Raw genomic sequence first — 12,616 nt, forward strand, 5'->3', positions numbered from 1 at the left:
GAACCTTACAGCGCCTCGAAAATGCCCGCCGCGCCCATGCCGGTGCCGATGCACATCGTCACCATGCCGTACTTCTGCTGGCGACGACGCAGGCCGTGCAGCAGGGTCGCGGTACGGATCGCGCCGGTCGCACCCAGCGGATGGCCCAGGGCGATCGCGCCGCCCAGCGGGTTGACCTTGCTCGGGTCCAGGCCGCAATCACGGATCACCGCCAGCGACTGCGCGGCGAAGGCTTCGTTCAGCTCGATCCAGTCCAGCTGGTCCTGGGTCAGGCCGGCCTGCTTCAGCGCCTTCGGGATCGCGGCGATCGGGCCGATGCCCATCACTTCCGGACGCACGCCGGCCACCGAGAAGCTGACGAAACGCGCCAGCGGGGTCAGGCCGTAATCCTTGATTGCCTGCTCCGAAGCCAGCAGCACGGCGCCGGCGCCATCGCTCATCTGCGAGGAGTTGCCGGCAGTGACGGTGCCGCCGAACTGGCCGTTGCGGAATACCGGGCGCAGCTTGGCCAGGCCTTCGGCCGAGGAATCCGGACGCGGGCCTTCGTCGGTGTCGGCCACCTTGTTGCGGGTGATGATGCGCTGGCCATCGGCCAGGTCCGGCAGGTGCGAGACGATTTCGTACGGACTGATTTCGTCCTTGAAGTCACCGTTCTGGATCGCGGCCATGGCCTTCTGGTGCGAGGCGAGGGCGAACGCATCCTGGTCTTCGCGCGAAACCTTCCACTCTTCGGCCACCTTCTCGGCGGTGATGCCCATGCCGTAGGCGATGGCGACGTGGTCATTGTCGAACACGCTCGGTGCCATCGCGATCTTGTTGCCCATCATCGGCACCATCGACATCGACTCGGTGCCGCCGGCCAGCATCAGGTCGGCATTGCCCAGGCGGATCGCGTCGGCGGCCTGGGCCACGGCCTGCAGGCCGGAGGAGCAGAAGCGGTTCACGGTCTGCGCGGCGATGGTGTTGGGCAGGCCGGCCAGCAGCACGCCGATGCGCGCCACGTTCATGCCCTGCTCGGCTTCCGGCATGGCGCAGCCGATGATCGCGTCATCGATGCGGTTGACGTCCACGCCCGGCGCCTGCGCGACGACGCTGCGCAGCACGTGCGCAAGCATGTCGTCGGGGCGGGTGTTGCGGAACATGCCCTTGGGCGCCTTGCCCACCGGGGTACGGGTGGCGGCGACGATGTAGGCGTCCTGGATTTGCTTGGTCATTGCAGTGATCTCTTGAATAGGGGTTGGAAGAGGTTGCCGGCCAGCGGCCGGCACTACCGATGTCTTCCGTCAGTTCCGCAGCGGCTTGCCGGTCTTCAGCATGTGCGCGATGCGGGCCTGGGTCTTTTCCTGCTGGGCCAGTTCGACGAAGTGCTTGCGCTCCAGGGTCAGCAGCCACTCTTCGTCCACCAGGGTGCCGCGGTCGACCTTGCCGCCGCACAGCACGGTGGCGATGCGTTCGGCGATCTCGTAGTCGTACGGGCTGATGAAACGGCCTTCCAGCATGTTGACCAGCATCATCTTGAAGGTGGCGATACCCACGTCACCGGCCACCTGGATGCGGCGTGCCGGCAGCGGCGGACGGTAGCCCGCTTCGGCCAGCGCACGGGCTTCGGCCTTGGCGATGTGCAGCGCCTCGTAGCTGTTGAACACCACCTTGTCGGTGCTGCGCAGCAGGCCCAGTTCCTTGGCGTTGACTGCCGAGTTGGAGACCTTGGCCATCGCCACGGTCTCGAAGGTCTTCTTCAGTTCGGCGAACACGTCACCACCCGGGCCGGCGGCCTGCGAGGCGCGCACGGCCAGTTCCTTCAGGCCACCGCCGGCCGGCAGCAGGCCGACGCCGGCCTCGACCAGGCCGATGTAGCTTTCCAGGAAGGCCACGGTCTTGGCGCTGTGCATCTGGAACTCGCAGCCGCCACCCAGGGCCAGGCCGCGCACGGCAGCCACCACCGGTACCAGCGAGTACTTGATGCGCTGGCTGGTGCGCTGGAAGTTGGCGACCATCTCTTCGAACTGGTCGACCTTGCCGGCCTGCAGCAGGCCAAGCGCACCGGCCAGGTCGGCACCGGCGGAGAAGGGTTCCTTCTGCTGCCAGATCACCAGGCCCTGGAAGTCCTTCTCGGCGCGGCTGACGCATTCCTGCAGGCCGTCCAGCACCTGATCGGACACGGTGTTCATCTTGGTCTTGAAGCTGACCACCGCGATGCCGTCGCCGTCATGCCACATGCGCAGGCCGTCGTTCTCGAACACGGTCTCGCCAGGCGCGAACGTCTCGCCCAGCAGCGGATCGGGGAAACGCTGGCGCTGGTACACCGGCAGCGACGAACGCGGCAGCTTGGCGTTGCGCGACGGGCTGTAGCTGCCCTCGGCCGCATGCACGCCGTCGCGGCCATCGAACACCCAGTCCGGCAGCGGGGCGTTGCTCATGCTCTTGCCGGCGACGATGTCATCGGCGATCCACTGCGCGACCTGCTTCCAGCCAGCGGCCTGCCAGGTTTCGAACGGGCCCAGCGACCAGCCGTAGCCCCAGCGGATGGCCAGGTCGACGTCGCGCGCGGTCTCGGCGATGTCGGCCAGGTGGTAGGCGCTGTAGTGGAACAGGTCGCGGAAGGTCGCCCACAGGAACTGCGCCTGCGGGTGCTGGCTCTCGCGCAGCTTGGCGAACTTCTCGGCCGGGTTCCTGATCTTCAGGATCTCGACCACCTCCGGTGCAGCGGCGCGATCAGCCGGGCGGTAGTCCTGCTTTTCCAGGTCCAGCACCATGATGTCCTTGCCGACCTTGCGGAAGATGCCGGCGCCGGTCTTCTGGCCCAGTGCGCCCTTGGAAATCAGCGCGTCCAGCCACTTCGGCGACTTGAAGAATTCATGCCACGGATCGTTCGGCAGGGTGTCGCCCATGGTCTTGATGACGTGGGCCATGGTGTCCAGGCCGACCACGTCGGAGGTGCGGTAGGTGGCCGACTTCGGGCGGCCGACCAGCGGGCCGGTCAGGCCGTCCACTTCATCGAAGCCCAGGCCGAACTGCTGGGTGTGGTGGATGGTGGACAGGATCGAGAACACGCCGATGCGGTTGCCGATGAAGTTCGGGGTGTCCTTGGCGTACACCACGCCCTTGCCCAGGGTGGTGACCAGGAATTCTTCCAGGCCTTCCAGCACGGCGGCGTCGGTGGTGGTGGCCGGGATCAGCTCGGCCAGGTGCATGTAGCGCGGCGGGTTGAAGAAGTGCACGCCGCAGAAGCGGTGGCGCAGCTGCTCGGGCAGCACGTCGGCCAGCTTGTTGATGCCCAGGCCCGAGGTGTTGGAGGCCAGCACCGCGTGGTCGGCCACGAACGGCGCGATCTTCTTGTACAGGTCCTGCTTCCAGTCCATGCGCTCGGCAATGGCCTCGATGATCAGGTCGCAGTCCTTCAGCTGCTCCAGGCCGGACTCGTAGTTGGCCGGGGTGATGGCTTCGGCCAGCGACTTGCTGGCCAGCGGCGCCGGGCTCAGCTTGCCCAGGTTGGCGATCGCCTTCAGCACGATGCCGTCGGCCGGACCTTCCTTGGCGGGCAGGTCGAACAGCACGGTGTCGACGCCGGCGTTGGTGAGGTGGGCGGCGATCTGGGCACCCATGACGCCGGCACCCAGCACGGCGGCGCGGCGGACTAGCAGGGAATTGGACATGGTGTAGGGCCTTTGTTGGTCAGCAGTTACTGGGTGGGTCACACCCGGTGGAATCACGGGGAAGCGGGCAGGGCGCTGGCGCGTGCGGCGGCGCGGAACCCGGCTTCGGCGAAATGGATCAGTTCGTGGGCGGCATGGGCACGATGCGCCGCTTCGGTGACACCGGCGGGACGCTTGATCAGCCCGAAGTCGGCCATGGCATAGGTGAGCGAGCCGGCCAGGAAGTCCAGGCGCCAGTACAGCTCTTCCTTGCTCAGGTCGGGCGCGCATTCGGCAATCGCCTTGCCGAACGCACGCAGCACGTGGCCGTAATGGTCGGACAGGAACTTGCGCAGGTTGTCGTTCTTCTCGGCGTAGGCGCGGGCGATCACGCGCACGAAGGCGCCGCCGTTCTGGCGGTCCTGGGCCAGCGCCAGCGCCGGCTCGACGAAGGCGGCCAGCACCGGGCGCAGCTGCCCGGGATGTTCGCTGCGGGCGCGCTCGAGCTGGGCCAGGCGGGCGCCGGTCATCTCGTCCATGCGGCGGCGGAACACCTCGTTGACCAGGTTTTCCTTGGAGCCGAAGTGGTAATTGACCGCCGCGATGTTGACGTCGGCCTGGCTGGTCACCTGGCGCAACGAGGTGCCGGCGAAGCCGTGCTGGGCAAACAGCTCCTCGGCGGCACCGAGGATGCGGTCCTTGGTCGAGAAGTGGGCGGGCTTGGCCATCGGCGGGCAGACCTTAATCAAACGATTGTTTGATACTAGAACCAGACGGTAGCGTATGGCATTTTGCAGTGCAGCAAAAATGCCCGGGGCGGTCAGAATCCGCTCAGGTGGGTGAATGGGCGCAAAGGGTGGTGCCGGCCGCTGGACGGCAACCGTGGGCAGCCCGGCGGGCGCCAGCCTGCCGGCCGCCGGTCGGCACTACCACGCCAGCGCTTTATCTTTTACAATTCGCCTACGTTTATCAGGCTAAGCCCGCGTCCCGACGCGGGTTTTTTTCATGTTACCCTTCGGGCCATCAGCGGCCCGATTCCATTGGAGACATCCCATGGCGCTGGAGCGCACCCTTTCGATCATCAAGCCGGACGCCGTTGCCAAGAACGTCATCGGCGAAATCTACGCCCGCTTCGAGAAGGCCGGCCTGAAGGTCGTGGCCGCCAAGTACAAGCAGCTGTCGCGCCGTGAAGCCGAAGGCTTCTACGCCGTGCACCGCGAGCGTCCGTTCTTCAACGCGCTGGTCGAGTTCATGATCTCCGGCCCGGTGATGATCCAGGCCCTGGAAGGCGAGAACGCCGTCCTGGCCCACCGCGACCTGCTGGGCGCCACCAACCCGAAGGAAGCCGCTGCGGGCACCATCCGCGCCGACTTCGCCGAATCCATCGATGCCAACGCCGCCCACGGCTCGGACTCGGTCGAGAATGCCGCGATTGAAATCGCCTACTTCTTCGCCGCCACCGAAGTCGTTTCGCGCTGAGAGTAATGCCGTGAACGAGGTCGTACAGTCCCCCGCCATCCAGCCGCTGCCGAAGTCGGCACCCACGGCTGGCAAGCAGAACCTGCTCGACCTCGATCGCGCGGGCCTGGAGAAGTTTTTCGTCGAGGTTCTCGGCGAGAAGAAGTTCCGTGCCCATCAGGTGATGAAGTGGATCCACCATCGCTACGTCACCGACTTCGATGAAATGACCGACCTCGGCAAGGTCCTGCGCGCCAAGCTGCAGGCCCATGCCGAGGTGCTGGTTCCGAACATCGTGTTCGACAAGCCTTCCGCCGACGGCACCCACAAGTGGCTGCTGGCGATGGGCGTGGATGGCAAGAACGCCATCGAGACCGTGTACATCCCCGACAAGACCCGCGGCACGCTGTGCGTGTCCTCGCAGGTCGGTTGCGGCCTGAACTGCACGTTCTGCTCCACCGCCACCCAGGGCTTCAACCGCAACCTGACCACCGCCGAGATCATCGGCCAGGTGTGGGTTGCCGCACGCCACCTGGGCAACGTGCCGCACCAGATGCGCCGCCTCACCAACGTGGTGATGATGGGCATGGGCGAGCCGCTGATGAATTTCGACAACGTCGTGCGCGCCATGAGCGTGATGCGCGACGACCTGGGCTACGGCCTGGCCAACAAGCGCGTGACCCTGTCGACCTCCGGCCTGGTGCCGCAGATCGACCGCCTGTCGACCGAAAGCGACGTGTCGCTGGCGGTGTCGCTGCATGCGCCCAACGATGCGCTGCGCGAGACCCTGGTGCCGCTCAACAAGAAGTACCCGATCGCCGAGCTGATGGCCTCGTGCGCACGCTACCTGCGCGCCAACAAGCGCCGCGAATCGGTCACCTTCGAATACACCCTGATGAAGGGCATCAACGACAAGCCCGAGCATGCCCGTGAATTGGCCCGCCTGATGCGCCAGTTCGACAACGCGGTGCAGGCCAAGGATTCGGGCAAGGTCAACCTGATTCCGTTCAACCCGTTCCCGGGCACCCGCTACGAGCGTTCGGAAGAGGCGCACATCCGTGCCTTCCAGAAGATCCTGCTCGACAGCAACGTGCTGACCATGGTCCGCCGCACCCGTGGCGACGACATCGACGCCGCCTGCGGCCAGCTCAAGGGCCAGGTGATGGACCGCACCCGCCGCCAGGCGGAGTTCAACAAGACGCTGCAGGCGGGGAAGGGGAGCGATGCCGCGGCCTGACCGCCTCTGGCTGGCCCTGTTCGCAGGCGTGCTGGCCCTCTCGGTCGGCGGCTGCAAATCCCAACCCAAGGCCAAGCTGGGCCCCAGCGTGGCGCCGGTGTACTCGGTCCGCGATCCGGACAACGTCCGTCGCCAGGTACGCTGGCAGGATCTGCTCGCACTGGCCGCCCGCGACATGCAGGTTGGCAATCTCGATGCGGCCGAGCGCAAGGCCCGTGAGGCGCAGAAGCTGGCGCCGGAGGCCCCGGACGCGCTGGTGCTGCTGGCCGGCATCGACGAGCGCCGGGGCCGCACCCCGCAGGCCGGCGAGAGCTTCCGCAGGGCCGCCGAACTGGCGCCGCAGCGTGGCGACATCCTCAACAATTACGGTGCCTGGCTGTGCCAGCAGGGCCGGCCGGCCGAGTCACTGGTCTGGTTCGACCGCGCGCTGCAGGCGCCGGGCTATGCCACGCCAGCCGAGGCACAGGCCAATGCCGGCGGCTGCGCACTGGATGCCGGCCAGTTCGAACGTGCCGAACGCGACCTTCGCGCGGCGCTGACGACACTGCCTGACAACCCGGTCGCACTCGAGGCGATGGCCCAGCTCAGCGTCCGCCAGGGCCGCTACATGGAGGCCCGGGCCTTCGCCGAACGTAGGATTGCGGCTGCACCCGCAACGCGTTCCGTGTTACAACTTGCGTCTGAAATCGAAGCGCGGCTGGGCGATCGGGCGGCATCTGATCGCTATCTCCAGCGGATTCGACAGGAATTTCCGCAGGAAGCGGGCTCCTAACTCCAGGGTTGATGCATTGTGATTGATGACCAGACTGTGAGCGCTCTCGAGACTGCGGCCGGCTGCGGCACCCGCCTGCGCCAGGCCCGCGAAGCGGCCGGACTGACCCTCGAGGATGTCGGCACGCGCCTGCGCATGCCGGTCCAGGTGGTCAAGTCGCTGGAAGAGGAACAATGGCAGAAGCTCGGCGCGCCGGTGTTCGTGCGTGGCCAGCTGCGCAGCTATGCGCGCCTGCTCAACGTGGATGTGAGCCAGTTGCTGGAGCAGGCCCAGGTCGGCCCGGTGGTCCCGCCCACCCTGGTCAGCCATACCCATACCCCGCGCGCGCGTCGCATTGCCGAGAACCTCGGCCGGCGCATGCTGTATGTCGGCATCACCGCGGTCCTGGCCGTGCCGGTGTGGTTCGCCACCCGTGGCCACTTCGACGGTAGTGCCACCCCGTCGCCGAACACCGCCTCGCTGGATGCGATCCCGGCCGCCGTGCCGGTGGCTCCGTCCGCCGCAGGCGTCGAGCCGGCCACCCCGGTTGACGTGGCGAGCGCCCCGGCCAGCAAGCCGGCCGCGACCCCGTACGTGGCCTCGCTGGCCCCGGTGCCGCGTTCGGCCCCGGCGCCGGCCGCTGCTGCCAACACGCTGGACATGCAGTTCAGCGGCGACAGCTGGGTCGATATCGGCGGCCCGGACGGTGCCACCGTCGAGAAGGCGCTGATCAAGTCCGGCGAAAGCCGTAGCTTCACTCCGGGCCAGGTGACCCGGGTGACCCTGGGCAACGCCTCGGCGGTCCAGGTTCAGCAGAACGGCGCTATCGTCGATCTGACCCCCTACCAGCGAGCCAACGTGGCACGCTTTCAGGTATCCTCTGAAGGCTCCGTAGTCCCGGTTTCGCACTGAGGCGCGGTTTCACCACCTTCGATTAAACCCAATGGTCCCTCCCGATGGGCGGGGCGAGAGTACGCATGGCGATCGACGATCTGCTCGACGAGCACGAACAAAGTGAACGCGTCCGCAGCTGGCTGCGGAAGAATGGCGCCAGCATCCTTGGTGGCGTGGTCATCGCCATCGGTGCCATCGCCGGCTGGCAGTGGTACCAGAAGGATCAGGGCGGCAAGCTGGCCTCGGCCAATGTCGAGTACCAGAAGGCGCTGCTCGGCCTGCAGCAGAACAAGCTCGACGATGCCTCCAAGGCAGTGAAGGCGCTTGAAGCCGGCCCGTCCAGCATCTACGGCGACCTCGCGGCGCTGCAGCTGGCCAAGGCCCAGGTCGACGCCGGCAAGAATGAAGAGGCGCTGGCCACCCTGCGCGGCGTGAAGGTCGAAGGTGACCTGCAGCGCGTGGTCGACCAGCGTGTGGCACGCCTGCTGGTGGCCACCGGCAAGAGCGACGAGGCGATCAAGCTGCTGGGCAGCGCCACCGACAGCAGCAGCCTGGAAATCCATGGCGATGCGCTGATGGCGCAGGGCAAGCGTGACGACGCCCGTGCACAGTACGAGAAGGCGCTGAAGTCGCTGGACGTGGCAGCGCCGCAGCGGCGCCTGCTGGAAACCAAGGTTATGGATGCCGGCGGCACGGTCGCCGCCCCTGCGGAGTCGGTTTGATGAGTCAGAAGGTCATGATCACCCGCGTCGCCACCGTGCTCCTGATGGGCATGGCCCTGACCGGCTGCAGCACCGTGAAGGGCTGGTTCGCCGGCAAGGACGCGGCAGCGAAGAAGGCCCAGGAGCCGGCTGAACTGGTCAAGTTCGAGCCCAGCGTCAAGGTCAACAAGGCCTGGTCGGTCAACCTCGGCAAGGGCGAGCGCCGCATCGGCGTGCGCCAGGGCCCGGCGGTGGCCAACGGCCACGTGTTCGCCGCGGCGATCACCGGTGGCGTGCACGCCATCGACCTGCAGACCGGCAAGAAGGTCTGGACCTGGGAGCCGAAGAAGGAAAAGAAGAAGCCGAAGCTGCGCCTGTCCGGCGGCCCGGGTGTCGGTGAGAACCTGGTCGTGATCGGCACGCTGGATGGCCAGGTCATCGCCCTGGACATCAACGACGGCAGCGAGAAGTGGCGCGCCCGTGTTCCGGGTGAAGTCATTGCCGCACCGGCCGTGGCCCAGGGCCTGGTGTTCGTGCGCAGCAACGATGGCCGCGTGACCGCCTTCGATGCCGGCAACGGCACCCAGAAGTGGTTCAACCCGAGCGAACTGCCGGCGCTGACCGTGCGCGGCAACGCGCCGGTGGTCACCGGCCCGGGCGTGCTGTTCATCGGCAAGGACGAGGGCGCGGTTGCGGCCCTGGCCCAGCAGGATGGCCGTACCCTGTGGGAACAGAACATCGGCAACGGCGAAGGCCGTACCGAGCTTGAGCGCATGGCCGACGTTGACGGTGCTCCGGTACTGGAGGGCAACACCCTCTACGTGAGCAGCTTCAAGAACCAGACCATGGCCATCGAAGGCCCGACCGGTCGCCCGCTGTGGGCGCGCGACCATGGCGGTGCCGGTGGCGTGGCGGTGTCGTCCGGCAATGTGTTCGTCACCGACAACAAGGGCGGCGTGTTCGGCCTGGACAAGGCGACCGGCGCGGCCATGTGGTCGCAGACCGAGCTGGCGCGTCGTTCGCTGACCGGCCCGGTGCTGCAGGGTGATTACGTGGTCGTCGGTGACTACAAGGGATACGTGCACTGGTTGAAGACCTCCGATGGTGCGATGGCGGCACGGGCGAAGAGCGGCGGTGACGCCCTGCTGGCCCAGCCGGTCGTCGCAGACGGGGTGCTGCTGGTGCAGAACGTTGATGGCAAGCTGACCGCCTTCCGGTTGGCAAATTAAAAATTGGAGTAATCGCGATGCTGCCTTTGGTCGCCCTGGTTGGACGGCCGAATGTCGGCAAGTCGACTATTTTCAATGCGCTGACGCGCACCCGTGACGCGCTGGTCCATGACCAGCCCGGCGTCACCCGCGACCGCAACTACGGTGTCTGCCGTCTGGACGAGGACAACCATTTCCTCGTCGTCGACACCGGCGGTATCGCGGAAGAGGAAGAGGGCCTGGCCGGTGCCACCACCCGCCAGGCCCGCGCCGCTGCGGCGGAAGCGGACCTGATTCTGTTCGTGGTCGACGCCCGTGAGGGTACGTCGGCAATGGACGACGAGATCCTGGCCTGGCTGCGCAAGCTGTCGCGCCCGACGCTGCTGCTGATCAACAAGATCGACGGCACCGACGAGGACAGCGTGCGTTCGGAGTTCGCCCGTTACGGCTTCGGCGAGATGCTGACCCTGTCGGCCGCGCATCGCCAGGGCCTGGACGACCTGCTGGACGAAGTGATCCAGCGCCTGCCCGAAGAAGGCAGCGGCGAAGAGCTGGACAACGATCCGAACCGCATCCGCATCGCCTTCGTCGGCCGCCCCAACGTGGGCAAGTCGACCCTGGTCAACCGCATTCTCGGCGAGGAGCGCATGATCGCTTCCGACGTGCCGGGCACCACCCGCGATTCGATCGCGGTGGACCTGGAGCGTGACGGCCGCGAGTACCGCCTGATCGATACCGCCGGCCTGCGCCGCCGCTCGCGCGTGGACGAGGTCGTCGAGAAGTTCTCGGTGGTCAAGACCATGCAGTCGATCGAGCAGTGCCAGGTGGCCGTGCTGATGCTGGATGCCACCGAAGGCGTGACCGACCAGGACGCCACCGTGCTCGGTGCCGTGCTCGACGCCGGCCGCGCGCTGGTGATTGCCATCAACAAGTGGGATGGCCTGACCGAGTACCAGCGCGAGCAGGCCGAGACCCTGCTGTCGTTGAAGCTGGGCTTCGTGCCGTGGGCCGAATCGGTGCGCATCTCGGCCAAGCATGGCTCGGGCCTGCGCGAGCTGTTCCGCGCCGTGCACCGCGCGCACGAATCGGCCAACAAGACCTTCACCACCAGCGAAGTGAACAAGGCGCTGGAAGTGGCGTACGAGACCAACCCGCCGCCGACCATCCGCGGCCACGTCTCCAAGCTGCGTTACGTGCACCCGGCCGGCGCAAACCCGCCGACCTTCATCGTGCACGGCACCCGCCTGAAGGAGCTGCAGGAATCGTACAAGCGCTACCTGGAGAACTTCTTCCGCAAGCGCTTCAAGCTGATCGGCACCCCGGTGAGCTTCATCTTCCGCGAGGGTACCAACCCGTACGAGGGCAAGAAGAACGTCCTCACCGAGCGGCAGGTCAAGGCCAAGCGGCGCTTGATGAAGCACGTCAAGGGCAAGTGATGCAGAAGAAGGCGGCCGCAGGGCCGCCTTTTTCGTTGCGCCGGCACCGCCCCCACGATTGCGGATATCGATCAAGGCGGCCTGGCGGCACCTGCGCGATAATGCGCCCATGAGCATCCGAGAGCTTTCCCCCGCGCAGGCGCGCGAGCGCCTGGCCCACGGCGCCGTGCTGATCGATGTGCGCGAGGCGCACGAACGGGCCGGGGGCATGGCCGAAGGTGCGCGTGGCGTGGCCAGGGGCGAGCTGCAGGCCGATCCGGCCTCGCATCTGCCGCGGCACGACCAGGAAATCCTGCTGATCTGCCAGAGCGGCAAGCGCTCGGCCGATGCCGCGCAGTTCCTGCAGGGGGCCGGGTACTCCAACGTCGCTTCCGTGACGGGCGGTACCGTGGCCTGGCGCGAGCAGTTGTTGCCGCTGGTGCAGCCGCTGACCAGTGCGGCCGACCGCGACTTCTACGACCGCTATTCGCGCCACCTGCTGCTGCCGCAGGTGGGCGAGGCCGGCCAGCGTCGCCTGCAGCAGTCGCGGGTGCTGGTGCTGGGCGCGGGTGGGCTGGGCGCACCGGCCGGCTTCTACCTGGCTGCGGCCGGGGTAGGGCATCTGCGCTTCGCTGACCACGACCGCGTGGAGCGCAGCAACCTGCACCGGCAGATCGTGCACACCGAAGCCAGCGTCGGCCAGCTCAAGGTCGATTCCGCGCGTGAGCGGCTGTTGGCATTGAACCCGTCGATCGAGGTCGAAGCGGTGCCGGAACGGGTTACTTCCGAGAACGTGGATGCGCTGCTGGACGGCGTGGACGTGGTGCTGGACGGCTCGGACAACTTCCCGCTGCGCTACCTGCTCAACGACGCCTGCATCAAGCACGCCACGCCACTGGTGTATGCCGCCATCGAGCGCTTTGACGGCCAGGTAAGCGTGTTTGACGCCGGCCGCCAGCGCGGCGTGGCGCCGTGCTACCGCTGCCTGTTCCCCGAGCCGCCACCGCCGGAGTTCGCGCCGAACTGTTCCGAGGCGGGGGTGCTGGGCGTACTGCCTGGCCTGGCCGGGGTGCTGCAGGCCACCGAGGTGCTGAAGCTGCTGCTGGGCATCGGCGAGCCGCTGGTCGGCCGCCTGCTGCGTTTCGATGCGTTGGGCATGCGCTTCCGCGAGACCGGCATCCGGCCCGACCCGCACTGCCCGGTGTGTGCGCCGGGGGTGCCGTTCCCGGGGTATATCGATTACGCCGCGTTTTGCCGGGGTGGGTGAACCCGCGGGGGAGTGCATTGGTGGATGCCGACCTTGGTCGGCGCTCCCGT

General features: G+C 67.1%; 11 protein-coding genes. 8 read left to right on the forward strand and 3 right to left on the reverse strand.

The window, feature by feature from the left end:
• Positions 1 to 5: 5 nt before the first annotated feature.
• From AC5P7U_RS11330 to AC5P7U_RS11340, 3 genes are all read right to left on the reverse strand, one after another.
• Complete coding sequence (locus AC5P7U_RS11330) at positions 6 to 1,214, reverse strand: acetyl-CoA C-acyltransferase (RefSeq protein ID WP_006431022.1); 1,209 nt, start codon at positions 1,212 to 1,214, stop codon at positions 6 to 8.
• Between the two features lie 69 nt (positions 1,215 to 1,283).
• Complete coding sequence (locus tag AC5P7U_RS11335) at positions 1,284 to 3,656, reverse strand: 3-hydroxyacyl-CoA dehydrogenase NAD-binding domain-containing protein (RefSeq protein ID WP_197564770.1); 2,373 nt, start codon at positions 3,654 to 3,656, stop codon at positions 1,284 to 1,286.
• A 53-nt stretch (positions 3,657 to 3,709) separates the two neighbouring features.
• Positions 3,710 to 4,363: a TetR/AcrR family transcriptional regulator gene (locus AC5P7U_RS11340; protein WP_006431024.1), complete on the reverse strand. Its 654-nt coding sequence runs from the start codon at positions 4,361 to 4,363 to the stop codon at positions 3,710 to 3,712.
• Positions 4,364 to 4,688: 325 nt separating this feature from the next.
• Between AC5P7U_RS11340 and ndk the strand changes: the two genes are divergently transcribed.
• The 8 genes from ndk to moeB all read left to right on the forward strand — a co-directional run bounded on the left by ndk (position 4,689) and on the right by moeB (position 12,566).
• Entirely contained in the window at positions 4,689 to 5,114 is a 426-nt protein-coding gene (gene ndk / locus AC5P7U_RS11345) for a nucleoside-diphosphate kinase (RefSeq protein WP_008265389.1), read from the forward strand.
• A 10-nt stretch (positions 5,115 to 5,124) separates the two neighbouring features.
• On the forward strand, positions 5,125 to 6,330 hold the full coding sequence (gene rlmN, locus AC5P7U_RS11350; protein WP_079221620.1) for a dual-specificity RNA methyltransferase RlmN: 1,206 nt from the start codon (positions 5,125 to 5,127) through the stop codon (positions 6,328 to 6,330).
• The gene (gene pilW, locus AC5P7U_RS11355; RefSeq protein WP_006431060.1) at positions 6,317 to 7,102 is read left to right on the forward strand and encodes a type IV pilus biogenesis/stability protein PilW; all 786 of its coding nucleotides are present in this window, start codon (positions 6,317 to 6,319) and stop codon (positions 7,100 to 7,102) included. The genes rlmN and pilW overlap by 14 nt, the downstream gene beginning before the upstream one ends.
• Positions 7,103 to 7,120: 18 nt before the next feature.
• Complete coding sequence (locus AC5P7U_RS11360) at positions 7,121 to 7,993, forward strand: helix-turn-helix domain-containing protein (RefSeq protein WP_197564771.1); 873 nt, start codon at positions 7,121 to 7,123, stop codon at positions 7,991 to 7,993.
• 65 nt (positions 7,994 to 8,058) lie between these two features.
• Positions 8,059 to 8,697, forward strand: coding sequence for a YfgM family protein (locus AC5P7U_RS11365; RefSeq protein ID WP_006434876.1), 639 nt, complete (start codon positions 8,059 to 8,061; stop codon positions 8,695 to 8,697).
• Positions 8,697 to 9,905, forward strand: a complete 1,209-nt coding sequence (bamB, locus tag AC5P7U_RS11370) for an outer membrane protein assembly factor BamB (protein WP_040007922.1) — start codon at positions 8,697 to 8,699, stop codon at positions 9,903 to 9,905. Before AC5P7U_RS11365 ends, bamB begins: the two co-directional genes overlap by 1 nt.
• A gap of 17 nt (positions 9,906 to 9,922) precedes the next feature.
• Positions 9,923 to 11,320, forward strand: a complete 1,398-nt coding sequence (gene der, locus AC5P7U_RS11375) for a ribosome biogenesis GTPase Der (RefSeq protein WP_495221130.1) — start codon at positions 9,923 to 9,925, stop codon at positions 11,318 to 11,320.
• Positions 11,321 to 11,429: 109 nt separating this feature from the next.
• Positions 11,430 to 12,566: a molybdopterin-synthase adenylyltransferase MoeB gene (moeB, locus tag AC5P7U_RS11380; RefSeq protein ID WP_414554809.1), complete on the forward strand. Its 1,137-nt coding sequence runs from the start codon at positions 11,430 to 11,432 to the stop codon at positions 12,564 to 12,566.
• Positions 12,567 to 12,616 lie beyond the last annotated feature (50 nt).

The organism is Stenotrophomonas sp. YJH_SMC_57, assembly GCF_059369755.1.